The 21,591-nt window shown below is 54.3% G+C and carries 23 protein-coding genes and 1 tRNA gene; 14 read left to right on the top strand and 10 right to left on the bottom strand.

The genetic code is table 11. The features are described 5' to 3' along the window. Positions 1-7: 7 nt before the first annotated feature. From gatA to trpD, 7 genes are all read right to left on the bottom strand, one after another. On the bottom strand, positions 8-1,471 hold the full coding sequence (gene gatA / locus DXY38_RS01855) for an Asp-tRNA(Asn)/Glu-tRNA(Gln) amidotransferase subunit GatA (RefSeq protein ID WP_115070217.1): 1,464 nt from the start codon (positions 1,469-1,471) through the stop codon (positions 8-10). Between the two features lie 43 nt (positions 1,472-1,514). Next, complete coding sequence (locus DXY38_RS01850) at positions 1,515-1,760, bottom strand: DUF1816 domain-containing protein (RefSeq protein ID WP_006852888.1); 246 nt, start codon at positions 1,758-1,760, stop codon at positions 1,515-1,517. Between the two features lie 55 nt (positions 1,761-1,815). Next, complete coding sequence (rlmB, locus tag DXY38_RS01845) at positions 1,816-3,741, bottom strand: 23S rRNA (guanosine(2251)-2'-O)-methyltransferase RlmB (protein ID WP_115070216.1); 1,926 nt, start codon at positions 3,739-3,741, stop codon at positions 1,816-1,818. 14 nt (positions 3,742-3,755) lie between these two features. After that, positions 3,756-4,160 (bottom strand): ribonuclease III domain-containing protein, encoded by a 405-nt coding sequence (locus DXY38_RS01840; RefSeq protein WP_006852890.1) that lies wholly within the window; start codon positions 4,158-4,160, stop codon positions 3,756-3,758. Next, positions 4,157-4,513 (bottom strand): STAS domain-containing protein, encoded by a 357-nt coding sequence (locus DXY38_RS01835; RefSeq protein ID WP_071778017.1) that lies wholly within the window; start codon positions 4,511-4,513, stop codon positions 4,157-4,159. The genes DXY38_RS01840 and DXY38_RS01835 overlap by 4 nt, the downstream gene beginning before the upstream one ends. An 85-nt stretch (positions 4,514-4,598) precedes the next feature. Then, positions 4,599-5,738 carry a glutamine-hydrolyzing carbamoyl-phosphate synthase small subunit gene (gene carA, locus DXY38_RS01830; RefSeq protein ID WP_115070215.1) on the bottom strand — a complete coding sequence of 380 codons (1,140 nt, stop codon included), beginning with the start codon at positions 5,736-5,738 and terminating at the stop codon, positions 4,599-4,601. 30 nt (positions 5,739-5,768) lie between these two features. Continuing rightward, positions 5,769-6,815, bottom strand: a complete 1,047-nt coding sequence (gene trpD, locus DXY38_RS01825; RefSeq protein WP_115070214.1) for an anthranilate phosphoribosyltransferase — start codon at positions 6,813-6,815, stop codon at positions 5,769-5,771. Between the two features lie 209 nt (positions 6,816-7,024). On the opposite strand from trpD, the gene DXY38_RS01820 reads away from it, so the two are divergent. From DXY38_RS01820 to DXY38_RS01785, 10 genes are all read left to right on the top strand, one after another. After that, positions 7,025-8,776: an ABC transporter ATP-binding protein gene (locus tag DXY38_RS01820; RefSeq protein ID WP_115070213.1), complete on the top strand. Its 1,752-nt coding sequence runs from the start codon at positions 7,025-7,027 to the stop codon at positions 8,774-8,776. Between the two features lie 74 nt (positions 8,777-8,850). Continuing rightward, entirely contained in the window at positions 8,851-9,102 is a 252-nt protein-coding gene (locus DXY38_RS01815) for a hypothetical protein (protein ID WP_006852895.1), read from the top strand. Positions 9,103-9,126: 24 nt separating this feature from the next. Then, positions 9,127-9,849 carry a peptide-methionine (S)-S-oxide reductase MsrA gene (gene msrA / locus DXY38_RS01810; RefSeq protein WP_115070211.1) on the top strand — a complete coding sequence of 241 codons (723 nt, stop codon included), beginning with the start codon at positions 9,127-9,129 and terminating at the stop codon, positions 9,847-9,849. A 4-nt stretch (positions 9,850-9,853) separates the two neighbouring features. Next, entirely contained in the window at positions 9,854-10,015 is a 162-nt protein-coding gene (locus tag DXY38_RS13615) for a hypothetical protein (protein ID WP_006852897.1), read from the top strand. Between the two features lie 67 nt (positions 10,016-10,082). Further along, positions 10,083-10,430, top strand: a complete 348-nt coding sequence (locus tag DXY38_RS01805; RefSeq protein WP_006852898.1) for a hypothetical protein — start codon at positions 10,083-10,085, stop codon at positions 10,428-10,430. A 14-nt stretch (positions 10,431-10,444) separates the two neighbouring features. Further along, positions 10,445-10,518: transfer RNA gene (locus DXY38_RS01800), tRNA-Pro, on the top strand. Positions 10,519-11,117: 599 nt separating this feature from the next. After that, positions 11,118-11,351 (top strand): hypothetical protein, encoded by a 234-nt coding sequence (locus DXY38_RS01795; protein ID WP_136988002.1) that lies wholly within the window; start codon positions 11,118-11,120, stop codon positions 11,349-11,351. A gap of 12 nt (positions 11,352-11,363) precedes the next feature. Continuing rightward, on the top strand, positions 11,364-11,543 hold the full coding sequence (locus DXY38_RS13445) for a hypothetical protein (RefSeq protein ID WP_136988000.1): 180 nt from the start codon (positions 11,364-11,366) through the stop codon (positions 11,541-11,543). A gap of 222 nt (positions 11,544-11,765) precedes the next feature. After that, positions 11,766-12,878 (top strand): hypothetical protein, encoded by a 1,113-nt coding sequence (locus DXY38_RS01790; RefSeq protein ID WP_244278975.1) that lies wholly within the window; start codon positions 11,766-11,768, stop codon positions 12,876-12,878. After that, positions 12,875-14,110 (top strand): urea ABC transporter substrate-binding protein, encoded by a 1,236-nt coding sequence (locus DXY38_RS01785; RefSeq protein ID WP_115070206.1) that lies wholly within the window; start codon positions 12,875-12,877, stop codon positions 14,108-14,110. Before DXY38_RS01790 ends, DXY38_RS01785 begins: the two co-directional genes overlap by 4 nt. 560 nt (positions 14,111-14,670) lie before the next feature. On the opposite strand, the gene DXY38_RS01775 is transcribed toward DXY38_RS01785, so the two are convergent. After that, on the bottom strand, positions 14,671-15,141 hold the full coding sequence (locus DXY38_RS01775) for a hypothetical protein (RefSeq protein WP_115070204.1): 471 nt from the start codon (positions 15,139-15,141) through the stop codon (positions 14,671-14,673). Positions 15,142-15,594: 453 nt separating this feature from the next. Between DXY38_RS01775 and DXY38_RS01770 the strand changes: the two genes are divergently transcribed. Then, a complete protein-coding gene (locus DXY38_RS01770; protein WP_206749670.1) occupies positions 15,595-15,897 on the top strand; it encodes a hypothetical protein in 303 nt (100 codons plus the stop codon). A gap of 305 nt (positions 15,898-16,202) precedes the next feature. Here DXY38_RS01770 and DXY38_RS01765 read toward each other — a convergent pair whose 3' ends face one another. Both DXY38_RS01765 and DXY38_RS01760 read right to left on the bottom strand, forming a co-directional pair. Continuing rightward, positions 16,203-17,465 (bottom strand): pitrilysin family protein, encoded by a 1,263-nt coding sequence (locus DXY38_RS01765; protein ID WP_115070202.1) that lies wholly within the window; start codon positions 17,463-17,465, stop codon positions 16,203-16,205. Further along, a complete protein-coding gene (locus DXY38_RS01760; RefSeq protein WP_115070200.1) occupies positions 17,462-18,658 on the bottom strand; it encodes a pitrilysin family protein in 1,197 nt (398 codons plus the stop codon). Before DXY38_RS01760 ends, DXY38_RS01765 begins: the two co-directional genes overlap by 4 nt. A 120-nt stretch (positions 18,659-18,778) precedes the next feature. Between DXY38_RS01760 and DXY38_RS01755 the strand changes: the two genes are divergently transcribed. Genes DXY38_RS01755 through devC form a run of 3 tightly spaced genes read left to right on the top strand, consistent with a single transcriptional unit; the run spans position 18,779 to position 21,587 of the window. Next, entirely contained in the window at positions 18,779-19,516 is a 738-nt protein-coding gene (locus tag DXY38_RS01755; protein WP_038013755.1) for a phycocyanobilin:ferredoxin oxidoreductase, read from the top strand. Next, a complete protein-coding gene (locus DXY38_RS01750; protein WP_115070199.1) occupies positions 19,513-20,418 on the top strand; it encodes an HlyD family efflux transporter periplasmic adaptor subunit in 906 nt (301 codons plus the stop codon). Before DXY38_RS01755 ends, DXY38_RS01750 begins: the two co-directional genes overlap by 4 nt. Next, positions 20,415-21,587, top strand: a complete 1,173-nt coding sequence (gene devC / locus DXY38_RS01745; RefSeq protein ID WP_115070198.1) for an ABC transporter permease DevC — start codon at positions 20,415-20,417, stop codon at positions 21,585-21,587. The genes DXY38_RS01750 and devC overlap by 4 nt, the downstream gene beginning before the upstream one ends. The last annotated feature ends 4 nt before the right edge of the window (positions 21,588-21,591 follow it).

Raw genomic sequence — 21,591 nt, 5'->3', positions numbered from 1 at the left:
CTAAGGATCAAGCAGGGATAAAGCTGCCCTCGGGGCGTCGGGCCATCACATCCGCACTCTGCTCGTACTGGTGGGCCACTTGGAGAAGCAAAGGTTCCTCGAGCACATTGCCAATCAGTTGAACCCCGATCGGCAGCCCCTCGCTGTCGAATCCACAAGGCACGTTGATGGCCGGTAGACCCGCCAAATTGGCAGGAATCGTCAGTAGATCCGCCAGGTACATCGCCAAGGGATCGTCTGCATGGGCACCAGCGGCAAAGGCTGTGGACGGAGCCGTGGGGGTTAACAACACATCCACGGAGGCAAAGGCCGTCTCGAAGTCCCGACGGATCAAGGTACGAACCTGCTGGGCCTTGCGGTAGTAAGCGTCCACGTACCCAGCGGAAAGGGCATAGGTGCCAATCAAGATGCGCCGTTGCACTTCACTACCAAAGCCTTCGGCTCGGCTTTGCGCCGTCATCGCAGCAAGGCTGGAGGCATCCTCAGCTCGGAAGCCGTATTTCACACCGTCGTAGCGAGCCAAATTGGCTGAGGCTTCGGATGGGGCGATGACGTAATACGTGGCGATGCCGTCGTTAAAGCGAGGGCAGCTCACATCCACGAGCTCGGCCCCTAGAGACTGCAAAAGATCGGCGGCGGCAAGCACCGACGCTTTGACCTGCGGATCGAGTCCTTCCTGGTCAAAGCACTCGCGCACCACTCCGATACGAAGCCCACTCACGGAGCGTCCGAGACGATCGCGGTAATTGGGCACAGGAGCCTTGAGGCAGGTGGAATCTCGAGGATCTTCCCCAGCGATCGCTTGCAGCAGTTCAGCTGCATCCGAGACGGATGTCGCAAAGGGACCCACTTGGTCCAGCGAGCTGGCAAAGGCCACCAACCCATAACGACTCACACGGCCATAGGTGGGCTTTAAACCCACCACGCCACAGAAGGATGCTGGCTGTCGGATGGATCCACCTGTATCGGACCCCAGGGAGGCCATGCATTCGCCTGCGGCAACGGCTGCTGCACTTCCCCCAGAACTCCCTCCAGGCACGTGGCCCGTATTCCAAGGATTGGCGGTTGGTCCAAAAGCTGATGTTTCGGTTGAGCCGCCCATGGCGAACTCATCCAAATTGGTCTTTCCGATCAGAACCGCTCCTGCACGCCAGAGGCGATCAGTCACGGTGGATTCATAGGGCGGGACAAAAGACTCCAGCATCCGGCTGGAGCAGGTTGTGCGAATTCCTTTTGTACAAAGGTTGTCCTTGATGGCGATTGGCACACCCGCTAAGGGAGGCAGGTCCTCTCCTGCCGCTCGCGCTTCATCCAAGCGATCCGCATCCGCGCGAGCTCGATCGGCTGTGACCTCCAAAAAGGCATGGACACTTGGATCAACTGCCTCGATTCGGGCCAGATGATGATCAGTTAGCTCCCTGGCGGAGACTTCACCGCGTTCAAGTTGCTGACGCCACTCGGCAATCGCCATCGACAGGATTTGGGTTCCAACAGCGACGCTATCAGCCGCAGGATCAGCCTTGACCGTTGATTGTTAGCGGTTCCGATCTACGGCAACGCAGAACCGAATGATCGATTGACGAAGGTGCTTCTGAAGAAAGGTCATCGAGAAAGGCTGGGAGCACTTGCTCGAGTCCATTCTTGGTGACAAAGGGACCGAACCAATAGGTGACATCAGGCCCATGGGTCTGGACACGAGCCCACCATGCAAAGCCGAGGCCATTGGCGAGACTGCGCAGGGGCCTGATCAAGGGGCTCATGGAAGAGCTGTCGAGGTAAACGTATTTTGCCCCGGTTCAAGACATTTGCTCGAAATTAGAGATCAATACTCACTGCAAAAGCATCAGGTCCTGACATTTCGGACTCACGCCCTAAATCAAGATTGACCACTGAACCCTCCGTACCCTCATCAGAAGGCTGCTCTAAAGCCTGCTCAGACAGCTGATCTGAGGGCTGGACAGAGGTTTGTGGAGATGCCGGTTGTTGAGAAACAGGTTGTTGAGATGCAGGTTGTTGAGAAACCGGTTGTTCTGGGGACGGATCCGAGATGGGGGCGTCGCCGGGCTCTGCGCTGGCAGGGGCCGTTGCAAGAGCGGATCCAGCCAATTGGGGGCGGGTGATTCGTGGAGATGGGTTCTGTCCCTTGAGACCTTTCATCCAGCCGCGCCGAGCCACCTCATACACACAAAGGGCTGTGGCAACAGATGCATTCAGGCTGGGGGTGACGCCTCGCAGGGGAATGCGGATCAACTGATCGCAATGACGACGCGTCAACATCGACAGCCCTTGTCCTTCAGAGCCGGTCACAATCACCAGCGGGCCATCCAGATCCACCTCCTCAAGAGTGAGGTCACCTTCCTCAGCCAAGCCGATCACCCGATACCCAGACGATTTCAAGGTTTCAAGGGATCGATTGAGATTGACGACCCGAGCAACGGGTAAGTGCTCAAGGGCACCGGCAGCAACCTTGGCGACAGACCCTGTCAAGCCAGCACTTCTTCGCTGAGGGAGGACCACGCCATGCGCTCCGAGCGCTTCAGCTGAACGCACAATGGCGCCCAAATTATGGGGATCGGTCAGACCATCGAGGGCTAACAACAACGGGGCCTCGTCCAAGGCACTGCATCCCTTCACCAAATCCCCGAGGTCGAAGGTTTCAGCTGCTGCCGTTTGCAAAACAATGCCCTGATGCACAGCGCCACCGGTGAGCTGGCCAAGCCTGGCCCAGGTGACCTCCTCCACCAACACTCCAGACGATTTGGCATCTCTGAGCAGCTGAAGGAATTTCGAAGCACTGCGCAGCTCAGAGGTGCACCAAATGCGATGAATGGGCCTGCCTGCCTCTAGCGCCGCCTGAGTGGCATGACGCCCCCAGAGCAAATCATCGGCCACGGCCTCTGGGGCATGAGGACTCGACTCCCCCCGGGGCTTGTCATCCAAACGTGGGGAAAATCTTTTACCGCCACTCCCACCCTGACCACTCCCAGCCTGGCCACGACGCTCAGCAAAACGTGCTCGACGCTCTCCGTAAGAACGGTCAGAGGAGCGACGATCAAAAGACGGACGGCGATCCGTTGAGCCCGAATCCTTGAAGCGACGATCGGAAAAACGCTGATCGCTGAAAGAGCCTTCAGGCGGACGACTGTCAGAAAACCGGTCTGAGGAGGAGCGATCCGTCAACGACCGATCCCCGCTGGGACGATCGGAGGAACTATCAAAGGAGCGATCAGAGGAGCGGTCGAAGGAAGGGCGGCGGTCACTGGCGCTTGAATCTTTAAAGCGACGCTCTGAAAAACGATTTCCTGAAGAGCGCCCTTCAGACGAGCGACCCTCAGACGAGCGACGATCGAAGGAAGGCCGGCGATCATGGGATCCCGAATCCCCAAACCGACGCTCTGAAAAACGGCGATCGGAAGACTGTCGATCGGAAGACTGTCGGTCGGAAGGCTTTCGGTCGGAAAACTGTCGGTCCGAGGGTCTTCGATCGGAGGAGCGGCGATCAAAAGCCGGTCGACGATCCGTTCCATAGGCTTCGCCAGAACGACGTTCTGAGAAGCGCCGATCCGACGGGCGACGGTCACTGGAACGTCGGTCGCTGCTTCCGTTTTCAGGACGTCCTCCCCAGCTGTCATCACGATCGCGACGGATGGGTGGTGATCCATCACGAAACGGACGCCGCCCGCGTGAACCTGAGCCGCTGCCAGAGCCAGAGGGGGGGCGGCGATCGAATCGTGAGCTCATAGCAGGGGTGGTTATTACAGGACGGTGTCGGTCTCCTCGAGTCGATCCAAGAGCTGCGCAAGCCGCGCCGGATTCTGCAAAAAGAGCCAGCCAATCATTGTCTCAAATCCCGTTGCTCTTCCATAGACGCCAGCATCAGCCCGCTTGGGTCCCCGGCCAGCCCGATTGCGTCCACGCCTTACGTAATCGCGTTCTTGGTCGGTCAAAAATGGCTCAAGTTTCTCTAACGCAGCGGCTTGTGCATCAGCCCGAACGAGAGACACAACGGCTTGGTGTAAATCCTGAGATCGTCCTGGAGTTTTGCAAAATCTCAGTCGATGATGCAGTTCCCAAACAGCATCCCCCAGCCAAGCGAGCTGTAACGATCCAAGATCACGCTCAGGCTCTTGGGGCAACTGAGAACGAATCCAGTCACTCAAGTTGCAAATTGGCTAACAGCCTTATCCAGATCTTCCACGAGGTGGAGAAATTCCTCAAGTCGCACCAACTTGACGGTTTGAACAACGCGGGCATTGCCAACAACTGCAAAACGTCGTTTGGAGTCTTTGCATTGCTTGGCAAATTGAACAAGAACGCCCAAGCCAGAAGAGTCGAGAAAATCAACCTTGACGAGGTCGATCACGGCCGGGGACTTATTCGTTTTCAGCACATCAGTCACGTAGGTCATGAACTGACTCTCGGAATAGGCATCAAGCTGACCGGTGAAATGAAACACCACACAGCCACCCTTTTGCTCGAAGCCACCCCGAAGCGAAACGGTTAATCGCTGCAGTTCAGTAATGGGACTAATCCCCCGGAATTCTGTTGCGATAAATACTAGGGAGATTGGCTCCTTCTCACCACGATCTGATCTCGAATCAACGGCGATCAGCCATCAGGCCTGCAAATCGGGCGAAATGATGATCTGCATCGTGGGGGCCTGGGCTGGCTTCAGGGTGATATTGAACGCCAAACACCGGTTGATTCCGATGGGCCAAGGCCGCCACGGTGCGGTCGTTCAAGTTGAAATGCGTCACCTCTACTTGGTCCGCAGGCAGGGACGCTGCATCAAGAGCAAAACCGTGGTTTTGGCTCGTGATTTCCACCTGACCAGTGCTGCCACAAGGGTGGTTGAGGCCACGATGGCCGTAGGCCAACTTGAAGGTTGTGCCCCCGAGGGCCAATCCCAAAATTTGATGCCCCAGGCAGATCCCAAACATCGGCAGCTGCCTGTGCTCCAGAAGATTGCGGGCCAGGGTGATGCCCGATTGCACAGCCGCTGGATCACCAGGTCCGTTGGACAGAAAAACACCTTCAGGCTCGTAGGAGAGCACGGTCTTGATATCGGTGTTAGCGGGCAAAACGGTTAGGTCACAGCCGTGGCTAACCAGTCGTTCAAGAATCGCCCGCTTGATCCCGAAATCAATGGCTACAACCCGATAAGGGCGCTCAGGACGCGTTTGGAACCGTTGATCAAACGGGACGCCGCAGGGCTTCGTCCACTGGTAGGCGGTTGGGGTCGACACCTGGTCAGCCAAGTTGAGCCCCTCCATCGAAGGGGCTTGCTTGAGTTCCTCTAAAAGCTCAAGAGCTGGGCGACCATCGCTGCTGATCACTCCGTTCATGGGGCCCAATTCGCGTAGGTGCCTCACCAGAGCTCGGGTATCCACGCCGTGAATTCCGATCACACCGTTTTGCTCCATCCATTCAGGAAGAGATTGTTGACTGCGCCAGTTGCTCGCTTGAGGGGCCAGCTGCCTCACGATCAAGCCCCGGGCGTGAGGTTGATCCGCCTCTTGATCATCTGAATTGACACCCGTATTGCCGATCTCCGGATAGGTAAAGGTGATCAGCTGACCTGAGTAACTGGGATCGGTCAGGACCTCTTGGTATCCCGTCATTCCGGTGTTGAACACCACCTCGCCGATCACGCTGCCGCGCTGACCACAGGCAAAGCCCTCGAGAACCGTGCCGTCCTGCAGGACCAGACGCGCTGTGAATGGGTTAAGAGCGGTCATTAGCAGAAGCGAGTGTCAGCCATGGCCTCTTCATTCTTCCTTGCGACCTTCCAAGGCATCGCGGAGAGACACAAGTCGATGCCACGGCTGCGCTTCCCCCAAGCTTGTCAAAGCCTGTTGAACACCCTTGGACAGATCAGACTGAAGGCCTGCAGCCCAAAGGACCAGCGCCGTGTTCAAGGCGACGGCATCCCGGTGCGCAGCAGGAGCTTCACCCTTCAAGACCGCCTCAAGAATCTGCTGATTGGTCACCAAATCCCCACCCTTTAAGGCCTCCAGGGGAGCAGAGGTCAAGCCAACATCAGAGGCGCTGAGTTGATCGGAACGAATCGTTCCGTTCTCAAGAATGCGTATTTGATTCGCTCCCTCCAGCGAGGCTTCATCCAGCCCTCCCGCGCCATGCACCACCACGGCACGCTTGAGCCCCAGTTGTTGCAAGGCCTCCGCCATCGGATCCAACAGGTCCATTTTGGCAACACCGAGAACTTGCGCCTCTGGGGTGAGTGGGTTCACCAGAGGGCCGAGCAGATTGAAAACCGTTCGCACCCCCAAACTGCGGCGAAGCGGAGCAAGGTTTACGAGTGCTGGATGCCATGCAGGAGCAAAGAGGAACGTCACTCCCGAAGCAGATAAGGCTCCAACCACTGTTTCCAATGGAGCCTTGAGTTGCAATCCCAATCCCTCAAGAACATCGGCGGAGCCGACCTTTCCACTGGCGCTGCGGTTGCCATGTTTGGCGACATTGGCCCCACAGGCCGCCGCTGTGAAGGCAACAGCCGTTGAAATATTGAAGGTATTAGCTCCATCTCCACCTGTGCCACAGGTGTCGACAAGAGCAAGGTTTGGTTTCGCGTTTGGAAGCGCACACGCCTTGCGCAAAACCTGGGCCATCGCGGCGAGTTCCGTGCCTTGAACGTCGCGTGCGCGCAAAGCCGCAAGAAATGCACCGGTCTGAACGGGCGTGAGCTCTTCCGCCAGCCAAGCCTCCATCAGTGCAGAAGCATCCTCCTTGGACAGGACGTTCCCTCCCAACAACTGCTCAAGAAGTTGGGGCCAGGACGCTGATGCAGTGACCATGAGAGAAACGCGATTGAAGTGTCTGCTCAGAAAAAAGCCCGGTGTGCAGATGCACGCCGGGCCGGATGATGGGGACATCTCCACTATCACCCACAAACCAGGCAATGACCAGATAGAGAAGTAACTAGCTATGACTCTCGAAGTCAGCGGTTGCAGACCAACTTCTAACCAAGACGAATGCCTAGGTTGATAGCTGTTCTGCACCAGGCATGGCCGCCTTCCGTCTCGATTTGATCGGTCGCTATCTGCGTCCGCACCGTCGCACGGTTGTGGTGGGAGCCCTAACGCTGGTGGTGGTGAATATTCTCAGCGTCACCATCCCGCTTGAGGTGAGAAGGGTCATTGATGACCTACAAGACGGGTTCGCAATCTCCGACGTGCTCCGTCAAGCCGGCTTCATCGTGTTGCTGGCCACAAGCATGGGGATTGCGCGGCTGATTTCGCGTCAGCTGGTGTTTGGGGTTGGGCGGCAAGTTGAAGTGGAATTGCGCCAAAAGTTATTCGATCAAATGTTGCTGCAGGAACCCGGCTGGGTGCAGCAAACCGGCAGCGGCGAAATTATTAGCCGTGCCACAAGCGATGTTGAAAACGTAAGAAGGCTTCTTGGCTTTGCCGTCCTCAGCCTGACCAACACCGTCTTGGCTTACGCCTTCACGCTCCCAGCGATGTTGGCCATTGATCCAGGACTAACCGTGGCAGCGATCGCCTTGTATCCGGTCATGCTCGGATCTGTGCGTTTGTTTGGCGGCCGGATGATGCGCCAACAGCGACGCCAACAGGAAGATTTGGCGGGTCTCAGTGAACTCATTCAAGAAGATCTTTCCGGCATTGCAGCGATCAAGATTTACGGACAAGAGGCTCAGGAACTGGATGCCTTTGGCACACGAAATCAAAATTACCGGGATTCGGCCATTCGATTGGCTCGAACCCGCAGCACACTTTTTCCACTTTTAGAGGGGATTTCTTCCATCTCCTTGCTGCTCTTGATTGCCCTTGGCAGTGGGCAGTTGGAGCGAGGAGCACTCACCATTGGCAGCTTGGTTGCTCTCATCCTTTATGTGGAGCGACTGGTCTTTCCAACGGCCTTATTGGGCTTCACGCTCAACACCTTTCAGACGGGTCAGGTCAGCCTGGAGCGAGTCGAAGAGCTCCTTTCGCGCCGTCCCCGTGTTGCAGATCCATTGGAGCCTGTCGATGTTAAAGAAAAGATGCTGGGCGAACTAGAAGCAAGGAATTTGCATATTCGTTACGACGGAAGTGATCAAGACACCTTGAGGGGGCTCTCATTCCGGATTGCCCCAGGCGAATTGGTGGCGGTTGTGGGTCCTGTTGGTTGCGGAAAAACCACTCTTGCCCGAGCCCTGGGTCGCATGGTGGAAGTCCCGGAGGGACAGCTGTTTTTAGATGGCTGCGATCTCACCCAATTCCGGCTTCAAGACCTCAGAGAGCAAATTGCGCTCGTGCCCCAGGAGGGCTATCTGTTTACAAGCAGCCTTGCCGACAACCTCCGCTATGGAGATCCAGAAGCAGGCATGGATCGGGTGGAAGCAGCAGCTGATCAAGCCCGACTTCTGGATGATGTGAAGGGTTTCCCCGATGGTTTTGACACCTTGGTGGGGGAAAGAGGTATCACGCTCAGTGGAGGCCAACGGCAACGGACGGCCCTTGGTAGAGCGTTGTTAATGACCTCACCGTTGCTCGTGCTGGATGACGCTTTAGCCAGCGTTGACAACAACACCGCCGCTGAAATTCTCGCGTCCGTCCGTCGGCAAACGCAACGCACCATTGTGATGATCAGCCACCAGCTGTCGGCAGCTGCGGCTTGCGATCGGATTCTTGTTCTGGAGCAGGGACGCCTCGTCCAGCAAGGTCATCACAACGAACTCATCACGGTGAAGGGCCCCTACCGCAGCCTTTGGGAGCGGGAGCAGGCTGCCGAACGCTTGGATGCTGTGGCTTGAAACATGAAACGCTTATCCATAAAGCCACGACAAATGTGGCGTTCGGGGCTTAGCTAGTTCAAAAGGTTTTAGCGATGTCTTCCAGCTCTCCCTTCGCGGTGCGCTGCACCCTCACCTTCGGCGACATCTACGGCCAGATTTTGGCCTGGATGGCAGTGATTTTTGTGAGTTTGGCCTCTGGCCTGGCTCTGATGGGGTCATCCAAGCCGTTGTTCGCGCTTGTGGGTGTAGGGCTGATTCTTGTGTTGAGCTTGCCCTTTCTTCTATTCGCCTTTGTCACGACCTTGCTGAACCACATTCAACTGGAACCCAAATCAGTTGCCTAGGGTTTCGGCACTGACTTCATCGCGATGCTGCCCTCCTGGCTTACCGGACAGACAACACCGTCACAGCCGTCCAGCGATCAAGGGCGGCATGTCGTGCTTGGCACTGCCCTGAATGCGCCTTTGATGGACGATCAGGAGGAAGCCCTGTTTGGTTGCGGCTGCTTCTGGGGAGCTGAGAAAGGCTTTTGGAGACTGCCTGGTGTGGTGTCAACAGCAGTTGGTTACGCAGGCGGAAAAGTCGAGAATCCAAGCTACGAACAGGTTTGCAGTGGACGCACAGGCCATTCGGAAGTGGTGCGAGTGGTCTGGAGCACGACGGCGATTGATTTCAGTGATCTCCTCAAGCTGTTTTGGGAATGCCACAACCCAACCCAAGGCGATCAACAGGGGAACGACCGAGGCAGCCAGTATCGATCAGCGATCTACACCAGCACGGAACAGCAAGCAGAGCTAGCAATCGCAAGCCGTGATTGGTATCAGGCAGCCTTAAACAATCAAGGTGATGCTGCCATCACAACGGAAATCGCTTCCGATCAAGTGTTTTTTAGAGCCGAGGAGTACCACCAGCAATACTTGGCCAGGCCGGGCAGCAGGCCGTATTGCTCAGCCATGCCAAGCGGTGTCTTGCTTGGTGACTTCCCTGGTGCCAATTACAAACTCCCAAGCACTGTTTGGAGCCACTACGACTGGTCCATCAGTCACTGTGTTTTGCGCGGTGACAACAGCCCCATTTCTCTGAGGGCCTAAACCCATGAATAACGCCTTGCCAGACAGGGTCGTCATGGCAGCCATTGCTCTCACCCTCGTTGTGGTGTTCGCTTTGATCTTCAGTCTGAGACCGAATAACAACAACGCGGAGCCGTTGCTGTGGAAGGAGCAATCCTCGCCCAGCGAAAGCTCCTTAGCGATTTGATCACAAACAGAGTTTTGAATGTGAAACTTAGATTATTGAGATCCACCAAGGCACCTAGAAGAGGTTTGTGAAGCCTTCACCTGACCCACGCCAGCGCCGTCGGCTACACCCATTGCCTAAGGGATTGGTAGAGCTTTATGGCTTGATTGCCGTTTTAATTGTGCTCATTCCTGAATGGCTGGCCGATGGAACGCTTGCCTTGAATGAGCGCCCGAGCCGCTCAGCAATGCCGATGACCAGCAGAGCCTGGCGCACACTGCCGGAGCTCCAGTTGGCTTCGATGACGCTCTGTGAGTTGCGCCTCCTTGCCAAGAATTTGCGCCTTTGGGGATACAGCAGCGACAGCCGAAGCGAATTGACAGACCGCCTGCTGAGACGGTCTGCACGCTTCAACAAAGGGGGGAATGCGCTGTGATAGCTTCCTCCTGACGGGGCGTAGCGCAGCTTGGTAGCGCACCACTTTGGGGTAGTGGGGGTCGTGGGTTCAAATCCCGCCGCTCCGATTTCAAACAAAAACTCAAATCCCATTCATCAAGCCGGTCCTCTAAGGCCGGCTTTTTTGTGATCTGGATTGACGTTGCATCAGCAGCATCGATTCGCCAAGCAGGTTTATCCCATACACATCCGCTTGATCCGGAAGCAAATGGTCCTTTTTGAAAAGCAATGAAAACCGAGAAGGCCGCAAAGACAACCGATCTGTCCCGCCAACAGCAGTTTTCTAAAGCTCAATAGACAACAATCACACTTCCTGAAAACATAATAACCAAACAAATTCATTGCGACAGAACCGATCGACTCCATACCCCACCTACTTATTCTCAAGCCGATGAATCCACCAAGAAAGCAAAACGCACAGAACGAGAGCGGCCACAAGAGTGACCCTCATCAAGCCATAATGAGAAAATCCTAAGAAATGAAGCACTCTTTCTATAACAACACCCAAAAGAAAGTATCCCCCATGATGATATGACTTCAACCAGGTCATAAAGCTTCACGGCAATAAAATAGTTGATAGTCAACAATCACATCTTTGAGTATAGTATGAAATCAAGCAAGGGATGTCATGAAATCGGTAAAAATACTCTTATTCATCCTCGCAATCATGGGCGTGTCCGGATTTGAACTAGAACAAGAGAAAGACTTTTTTTCATCAAAAGCACGCGCATTTGGAAAATGCGAAGACTGGAAAGATGAAGGCAGAGTCCTGATTTACGAAACAAAGACAAACATCGCCGAAGAGGCCTCAAGGTTTGGGATTGAACACCCCGAACCTCATTCTCAATTTCACGGAACCGAGAAAGAAAAACTGAAAGCGGCTAAAGACAGATATGACTGAAACAAAGCCAGGATGGATTTTGCAGCCAGAAATCCAAGCAAAAAAATAAAAGTCCATTCACGCCTTTGCAAATACGTACCAAAGCAAAGATTATTTGAAGGCTATGAAAACAAACTCATACAGGATGGATCCTGGAAGGATGAAGAGGGCATGAGAGGCAAGATGCAAAAAGCAAAACAATTCCATTACTGATCAACCTCGAAAATCATGATCCCTCCCTGCAGAATCACTCCACAAGCTTGGAGCAACAGCCCTACGTTGCCGTTGGTCTCTATTAGCAAGCCAAAGACGCCGCCATCGCCAGAAGGCGTCATGCTGAACAAAGAGTGACAGCTTATGGGCCGGTTCTCACGACATTCCCCGGATTGGTCACGCCAAGGATGGCGTCATCGCCGTAAGTTCATCATTTTGATTGTGCTTGCGGCACTGGCCATGGGCTTCGTGCTCACGAACCGAGGGCCTCTCATCCCCCCGAACCAGAGCGCAAGGCAACACCAAACCACCGAAACCGCCACCAAACCCCCCATCGAGACCCCGGCGGGGCTAGAGGAGGTCACGATGTCGGCGGAGCTGCTGGAGCAGCACCCCTTTATCTACGCAGGAATCAATCTCGAGAAGATATACGAGCTCAATCTGCACTCACGCACCTTCACCGCAGATGGGGAAATTTGGCTGGAGTGGCTTCCGAATGTCGATAAGTTGCTCAAAGCCAACAACACAGATCCAGCAGAACTAATCCATCTAACAAACAGAATCGAAACCTGGGACTCCACATTTGAGCCAACAACCAAAACCCCAACGGAACTGTCTGGGGGGCGCCATCAACAGTCTTATCACTTTTCCAGCCGTTTCTATGACGATGCGGTTGATTTCCGTCGTGATCCATTCGATGTACTTCGACTCCCAATCATCGTTGAGCTCAAACCTCGCTGGACATCACAGAAATACGCGGACATTCGCCTTTTACCGGAACCAACCCCCTACGGATTAGTAGGTGCTCTGGGATCCCTCAGTGGTTACGAACTCAAAAGCGTTTCATTCACGCCGTACCTCCGTCAGGCGACGAACCAACTCGGTACCTGGTACAGACCAACGCTCGCGCAAGTTCGATTAGAGCTGAACTACCAGAGCAATCTTTGGCCCGGCATTGTGAATTGGATCATCCCATTGATGATCATCAACTCAATCGTGCTGATGGCACCATCGGTGGAAGGAACGCTCTCCGACGTTCGCCTAGCCATCCCCTCCACAGCTCTGCTCACCCTGATTTTCTTGCAGCAGTCGTATCACGCATCCCTTCCCAAGATCCCCTACACCACCTTTCTCGACGACCTCTTCACAACGAGCTATCTGATCTCCATGGCGCTCTTCGCCTTATTCACGTGGGGATACAACAGCTTTGCAGCAGCATCTGAGGCCGACAAACCCAAGGCGATCAAGATGATCAATCGAGCCGATTTAACCTTCCAAATCATCTCGCTCTCTCTTCTGGGTTTAACCGGATTCATTAGTTGGGGGGTGCGATGAGACGCCTGCTCTGGCTCACCGGACTAGTCGGGGCCTCGCTGCTGAGTTCTTGCAACAACTCCCCGTCGAGCCAACCTGTCAGCAGTGTGAATGTTGGGATTCTGCATTCACGCAGCGGCACCATGGCGCTTTCAGAAAACACGGTCGCTGAGGCGGAACGACTGGCGATCGAGGAAATCAACGCTGACGGCGGCCTCAACCTCAATGGGCGACGTGTCCTCCTGAAAGCGATTGAAGAAGATGGAAGGTCGGATCCAGCAACGTTTGCTCGGCAAGCCGCCAAGTTGCTCGATACGCAAAACGTTGTCGCTGTTTTCGGTGGATGGACCTCCTCTAGTCGTAAGGCGATGATCCCTGTCTTCGAAGCGAGAGGTGGGCTGCTGTTCTACCCGGTTCAATACGAGGGGCAGGAATGTTCAGCATTTGTGGTCTACGGCGGCTCCGTTCCCAATCAGCAATCCACACCGGCCGTGGCATGGATGCTCGCCAACAAAAGCAAGCAATTGGTCTTGATTGGCTCGGACTATGTCTACCCAAAAACCGCTAATCAGATCATCCGCGTCCAGGTCACTCAGGCAGGGGGCACGGTGATTGATGAGCTCTACCTACCCCTAGGGAGCCAAGCCGTGGAACCACTCATTCAAGCGATTGCTAAGGCTCGTGCGACGAAGCCAGTGGTCGTCATCAACACACTCAATGGCGACAGCAATATCGCTTTCTTCCAGGCTCTCAACAAGGCTGGGCTCATCGGCGATCCAAACCTGAGCGTGCTCAGCCTGTCGGTATCAGAGGAAGAGGCGATCGCGATCGGCTCTAACAACATGAGCGGAAGTTACGCCAGCTGGAGTTATTTCCAAAGCTTGAACAGAGAGGCATCCAAAGAGTTTGCTGCACGGTTTCGACAACGCTATGGCTTTCACCGTGTGATCAATGATCCAGCAGAAGCGGGCTACAGCCTTGTGCATCTCTGGGCCAAAGCCGCTGAAACCGCTAACAGCACCGATCCAACCAAGGTACGCAAAGCACTGATCGGCACACGTTTTGAAGCCCCTCAAGGATTGCTTTCCATCATGCCCTCGCAGCATCTGCGCAAACTCTCCCTACTGGGTCGAGCAGATCCAAGCGGACGCTTCATCGTGCAAAAGAATTTCGGTGTGATCGATCCCATCCCTTGGAACCCCGCTCTAGCAGAATCGGCAGGACGGCAATGCGATCACAGCAAAACCCCATGAGAAAGCTGAGCGAATCGCCCTGAAACCTGTGGTGTCTCCCTAAAGCGAGCTGGCAAAAAAGACTTTTGCGGCATGCCTTGCTCTGGGCTCACTCCCAGGTCGCTGTGCAGCGATAAGAGGTTTCGCCTCCCATGCCGATCTCAATGGATGTGCATGAGGTACCGGTTACTTTTTTCCCCTCTGGCACTTTGGACAAGGCCCTACTGGTTGCAACCTCTTCATCCATCGCCTCTTGAGTCGCTGATCCGGCCCAGGCACACCGCAGGGACCGATCACTATGGTGGCAACTGCAAATAGAAGAATCTCTTTCATAACGAAGAGCCGATAACCATAAACACTCTTTAGCAACATATTCAAAAAACGCCTGAAAGCCAACTCATCTCTCCGCTCTGAACTCATGCCCTCGAACTAAAGGATGGGTCTATCGCAAACAGGCCGATTATCCCTAACCAAAAGATAAAACCGCAACGTTAATCAAAAACACCGATCAATCATCAAAAAAATTTAATCACACAAGACAGATATCATCCATGCCCAGCAAAAAGTGAGATTTTGATGAGTTATTTAGTTACAAACAACTCACCTGCCATGGTTTTGTAGCGCTTGAGCGATGCACCTGGACGACGCCTCCGATTAGGCAAACCTTGGCCGGGCAACAACATTTTTGGTGCAAAATTAACCTGAGGAGCTACATCAAGCAATTTTTGCGATTCCGCTAGCTCTTGAGCAATTGATTCTGCTGTTGTCAGTGCTGGGGCGGGAACAGCCTCAGTCGAGTCGACATCAACGTCCCCGACAAGAGTTTCCGTCTGAGAAGACGTTGACGTGGTTGAGGTGGAAGGAGATGCCGGCGTACGAGCGAGCGGACGGAGAAGCACAAACCCCAGCATCAATGACAGAAGAGAGGCCATCGTGCTGGGAAGACCAAGTGAACGCCCCAAGAAATTCCAAATAATTCCTGACCCCGCGAGACCAAAAACGCCAATTGCCGCAAAGAGCGGGCCAATGAGCTTGAAGAGTAAATTTTTCATGTAGACATTTTGACGTGTTACGACCCATGCCGTGAGTCATTTCACTCAGGAGCGCAGGAAAAGCGAGAGCACGTCGCAATCACCATGCATGAACGAGAGTGATGACAGGTCTAAAAAATCCTGGGGACTTATCGATCAACACGACCACCTCAAAAAGAATCTTTCACCGCATTCACTGAGCAGAAGGCAACTTACAGTTTTGAGGCATGGTTAATCATATAGCCGTGACGACCACAGAACAAAGGAACAACAAAACATTCAGAGCTCTCGAAAAAATGCAGAAGCTATCAACTCTCCTAACCATCATGCATGGCAAATTCGCCTCACAACACGAGCCATTTCAAAACCTTTGCCACAAACTCCTTTCTTTATTCTCGAACCCACCCAACTTCTCAGCTAAATTAATATGTGGGACGAAGATAGGGTATAGTTAGAAAAATGAATTTAAAGATGATGCGCCTTCCAAAAATTGGACTGATGCTTCTTCTCGCAACAACTTCACCATTGATAGCGGCTGAGACCAGTGAGTGGGAAAGGCGGGGGGAGAAGCTTTGCCGTGAAGATACAGAGTTCTGTGAATTCTTCGCTTTGACCTCAACCCTTTCAGGGATTTGTCAAATCTATATGCAAGGCATCATCACCAAGGATCAGTACCTGAAAGCTATCGATCTATACAGCAACCCACAGACACCAACAAAGAGTTCCAAAGAGGCCTTCAATACCCACAAAAGAATTGGCTGCCATTACGACAACTAGAAATAATAATATCAGCAATACCATAATAACTTAAACCTTCAAAACAGTTTTTATGCTCCAGAATCAATAGATCTAGACAGTGACAACATCCATATTAAAGTTGCAACTATTTTCAACAAAAGAAACAATCCGCACAGACATCTAAAAATATTTGCAAACAGCAAAACAAGATGCAGCCATCGTGAATCTATTTTTCTCATTCACAAAAAACTCCATCAAAAATCAATCCATCAAGTCGCTTGCGAAAGATCTTTGGCCGAAGGAGTTAGGCGCTTGTTTTAAGGCAGGTGGAAGATTTTGGACGCTCAGCGCTTGCCAAGCCCTTGTTGCCATCGATCAGCCAGTGATTCGATAGCCGCTTGTGGTCCACAGAGGCTGAGAAGCGGATCAGCCAGGTGACGAGAAGCCGCCAAGCGCAGTGCAGTGCCATCGAGAGTCTCCATAGCCTCCATACAGCGATGGTCATGGTTATCGGGCAAGCCAAGGCCTCTGAGCTGGGCTCGCCGTTCGGCTCTCTGACCTGTTGTTTGCGAGGCATGGGCCAACTGACCACGAAATTTGGCACGCGCCAGATTGAGGTCCGCGCTGACAAGCGTGTGTTCCATCAGTTCCTTCCAACTCATCATCAGCAAATCCAAGCTGGTTAAGGCCTTATCAACAGCGGTGGATGCATGCAGAACAAATGGTGAGGCCTTGGCCCTTGCTGGATGGTGAACGCCTACGTCGTAGGCCACGCCATGGTCTTCGCGAAGCCGGCGAAACAACAGACTCGACATGCCAGTACCCAGATGGGTTTGCAACAAGCGCAGGGCAAGGTCATCTGGATGTCCGTGAGGAAGCGTTGGCTGACCCAGCATCAGCACAACCTGTTCGGTGGCCTGAGGGTGGAGGTGAACGGTTTGTTTCGCACGAAGGGGTGCTTGATCAAGAGAATCCTGAGCGGCCAGATCCGATTCCATTGATTTGGATTGAGGGCAAATTCCATCCGCTTGAAGTTGATCCAACAATCCAGCTGGAATCGAACCCGACAACGCCAAAATCGCTCCCTCGGCGCTGAGCGATGTAGCAATCGGCCTTAGAGACTCAGCATTCAGTTGCTCCAACTCCTCCGCAACACCCAGGGGGTCATGTCCATAGGGGCCCTCGCCATAGGCCAAATGCCGCCAGCCATCAAAGGCCACATGGAAAGGGTCTTCTCGCTGACGCTGCAACGCCTGAAGGCTCAACTCCCGCTCCAGATTCACCTGATCGGCTTGCAGATGGGGTTCATGAACCATCGAGCCCAAGAGGGGAAGCAATTGGGAGCTATCGAGATCCCGGCATTTCATGCTGATCAGCAAGCCATCTTCGTTGGTGTCGCAGCGCAGACCTGCGCCACAACCCTCCACGAGATCGGCTATTTGCATGGCATCAAGGGAGCCACAGCCGCGAGTCAAGACGGATGCCAACAGCTGATGCGCTCCCCTCTGGCCGATTGGATCAGCAGCGCTTCCACGTCCGATCCACAATTTGGCAGCCAACACACCTGGTGTCTGAACCGGATCCAAAACCAAATCGGTTGTGCTCACTCCGAGTCCTCCGGTAAGGCCAACAGAGTGAAGGCTTGATCAGGTTGCAAAAGCGGTAGCAAGGAGTGTTGCAAGCGTTCAACCGTCCAGGTCTGCATATGGCTGAGCGGAGACAACAACGTTTGGGTTCGCCCCCATAGGGATTGGGATCCAGCAATGGCAGCCACGGATCCAGGCGCTTCCAAGCTGAAGCGCAGGCCATTTCCCACCAATTGCTGTGCCCGATGCAGCTCCTCACTAGCGATGGCTTCCAGCGAAGCCCGTCTCAATTCCTCCTCGATCACGGCTTCAACCTGATCGATCTGGTCCTCTGGGCAGCAGGCTTCCAACATCACCACACTTCCCTGTTCCATCACCGTGACGTCCATATCAATGGATTCCACGATTTGTAGATCTTCCCTTAACCGTTGCACCAATCGACTCCGCCTTCCCTCGGCCAAAAGAGTCGTTGCAAGGTCTGCGCCCATCACGCTGTCTTGATCGTTGGCTGTCGCCATCGGCCATGCCATCAGCAACCGTGCTGCTTCCAGGCGAGGGAATCGGGTGCTTTGTCGTCCGCTTTGAAACGCAAGCGAACGAGAGGCGGATGCACGTTTGTCCCCCTGGTCAAGATCGCCTTGAAGCTCGGAGAGGCGGCTCGAGTGGATCTGCTCCAACAAACTCGCTGTCACAGCGCCACTGATGGCCAAACAACAGTTGGGGCCGCGATACCTCCTGCTGTGAAATTGGCGCATTCCCTCTGGAGTGCTATCGATCAAGCTCTTCTCCCAACCAAGAATGGGACGGCCGTAGGGATGCTGTCCAAAGCCTTGAGACAACAAGGTTTGGAACACCTGCTCGTCGGGTTGATCTCGGTACTGAGCAATCTCTTCAAGCACCACATCCCTCTCCATGCCGTAGGCGTCCTCCCTCAGCGCCGGATTCAGCACAAGGTCAAGCAACAGGTCGAGGGCGTTTTGAGCGCAGCTGGAAGGCACCAAAACGTGGAAGTGCACATCATCAAAACCCGTAGCCGCATTGCTGCTGCCACCAAGGGCCTCAATCCGACGATCAAATTCACCGGCCTGCAACGTTGCACTGCCCTTAAACACCATGTGTTCTAAAAAGTGGGCAAGGCCCTCTTCCCCTTGGTCTTCCCAGGTACTTCCAGCTCGACACCAAAAGTCGAGACAGGTGAGGTCTGCGTCTGGCATCAGGGCACTCACGGTTCGACAACCGTTTTTCAAGAGCTGATGCTGCAGCCCAGGGCCGGAGGCGATCTCGTTCAGGGTCCCGTGTCAAAGTCCCATTCTGTTCTGTCCCTCGCTGGACTGATGTCCGAATCCACCAACGGTCTTGAATTGCATCCGCTGGTGACCTCCCTAGCGGAGCAAATTCGCACGTGCCGGACAGCTCTCCCCGACCTCTCTCCTCTCGCTGTAGACCCAGCATTGGAGGCGATCAGCGGCATGCTGGATGGTGAAACGCTCTTCATTCGCAACGAGCTGCATCAATGCCTTGGTCTCCGCAAACTCCACCTTGAGATTGCTCGCCTAGGCATGGGATTGCAGATCCTCCACTGCGTCTTTTTTCCAGATCCGAGGTTCGACCTACCCGTATTTGGTGCCGATATTGTTGCCAGCAAAGCGGGAATTTCAGCGGCGATCGTTGATCTCTCCCCTGTCTGCGAAGCCTTACCAGAGGCGGTGAGTCAACCGCTCAGTGCTCTTCAATTACCGCCGTTTCAGCAGGTAAGAGACCTGCCCGCGTGGGGAACCATTTTTTCCCCCTATGTGAAATTCATTCGACCCGTTGATCAGCAAGAAGAGACCTGGTTCGTTGACCTTGTAGCTGACTATCTCAACATCCTGCGCCAAGCGATTCTGGCAACCGCTCCCGATGCTCTTGATTCACTCCCTACGATCGATCGTCATCAAGGCCAACTCTCCTATTGCCGGCAACAGAAACGCAACGACAAGACCCGACGCGTCTTAGAGAAAGCTTTCGGAAGCGCTTGGGCCGATCGCTACATCGAGGAAATGCTCTTCGACGATCCTCCACCTCTTCCATGAAGCAATTACCTCTATGGGTGATGGTTGGGGTGCTCGGAGCTGCCGTTGTCGGAGCCGGTGTCTGGATCACGCGCCGGCCGGCAACGAAAGTCCAACCCGCTGCCGCGGTTCAAAAAGTACGTGCACCGGAAGCGGTTGCTGCCCTCGGCCAACTCAAGCCAGCAGGAGAAGTCCGTCGCTTGGCGGCTCCGGTGAGTGGCTTTGGTGGTACTCCGCGCATTGCCGCCTTACTGGTGAAGGGAGGGGACCCGATTCGCAAGGGACAACCCTTGGCAATCTTTGATAACCGACCCCAAATCGAAGCCGAAATGGCTGAGGTGGACGCCCAAATCCAATCGGCTGCGCTCGAAGTGAAACTGCAACAGCGAGAGGTTTCCCGCTATGCAGCCGCGGCCAAGGTGGGAGCAGCTGCCATGGTGCTCTATGAGGAAAAACAAGATGAGCTCAAACGCTTTCAACGGGAAGGCGTCGAGCTGAGCGCAAAGCGACGAAGCCTCGAGGCCGACCTTGCTGAAAGCGAACTGCTCTCTCCCATTGATGGCGTCGTGCTCAAAATTCATAGCCGCGTCGGCGAGCGTCCGGGCAGCGACGGTGTGATGGAGGTGGGAGCCAGCCAAACCATGGAGGCCCTGGTGGAGGTGTACGAGTCGGATATCAATCGAATTTCAATCGGCCAATCCGTCACCCTGACCAGCGAAAACGGCGGATTTAAAGGAACACTCGAGGGGCGTGTCGAGCGCATCACTCCGCAGGTGCGACAGCGAAAAGTTCTTTCCACCGATCCCACCGGAGATGCCGATGCCAGGGTGATTGAAGTGGATGTGGTTCTTTCTCCAGAGTCGGAAAAAAGAGTGACGCAACTCTCTGGTTTGAAAGTGATAGCCCGCTTCAAGACCCCATGATCCGAGCCTTCTGGCAGCGGCGCAGGATTCCATTGGCATCCTTGATGCTGATCCGCCAACCCGTGCGTTTAGCGGTTGCTCTGGCAGGCATCAGCTTCGCCGGAATTCTGATGTTCATGCAGCTGGGCTTTCGCGACGGTTTGTTTGACGCCAGCGTCACCGTGCATCGTCTGTTCGATGCAGACATTGTGTTGATCAGCCCGCGCTCCACCAGTTCCGTGAGCATGGCCGGCTTCCCCCGCAGGCGACTGATTCAGGCCATGGCCGCTCCTGAAGTGGAGGGAATTACGCCCGTCCACTGGAATCTGCTGCTTTGGAGAAATCCCGAAACCCTGGGGACACGATCCATTCTTGCGCTGGGGTTTGAACCCAACCATCCCCTCTTTACCGACCCAACATTGGCAGCAAAAGCCAAGCTGCTCACCCAGAAAGGCCGCGTCTTATTTGACGAAAAATCGCGAGCAGAATTTGGTCCTGTTGCTCAATGGTTTCGGGAGGGACGCACCGTTGAAAGCGAAATTGCTGGCAAAAGAGTTCGCGTAGCCGGTTTGATTGGCCTTGGAGCGTCCTTTGGTGCTGATGGGAACTTATTAACGAGCAGCGAAACATTTTTGGATTTAATTCCAAATACCCCTTCGGGAAGCATCGAAGTGGGATTAGTTCGCTTAAAAGATGGGAGTGATGCGGAGCAGGTAGCGCAACGCCTCCAATCCCAACTTCCCGCCGATGTCACAGTGCTGACCAAGCAAGGATTCATCGATTTCGAGCAAAATTATTGGCGTACAAGTACATCAATCGGCTTCATTTTCACCCTCGGTGCCGCAATGGGCTTTGTGGTGGGCTGCGTGATTGTGTATCAGGTTCTTTATTCAGATGTCAGCGATCATCTGCCCGAATACGCCACCTTGATGGCCATGGGTTACAAGCTCAACAGCTTGCTCGGAGTGGTGGTCAGAGAAGGCCTGTTGCTTGCTCTGTTTGGTTATCTACCCGCTTATGCCGCTGGTCAGGGCTTGTACTGGCTGGTGCGCAATGCCACCCAGTTGCCCGTGGCGATGAACACGGTGCGGGCCGTGAGTGTGTTCAGCATGATTTTGATCATGTGCATGCTCTCCGCTGGTCTTGCCATGCGTCGACTCGTGGATGCCGATCCGGCGGAGATTTTTTAAGGCG

It is taken from the genome of Synechococcus sp. UW179B, from assembly GCF_900474245.1.
GTDB lineage: Bacteria > Cyanobacteriota > Cyanobacteriia > PCC-6307 > Cyanobiaceae > Synechococcus_C.
This window is presented reverse-complemented; position numbering and strand designations above follow the sequence as displayed.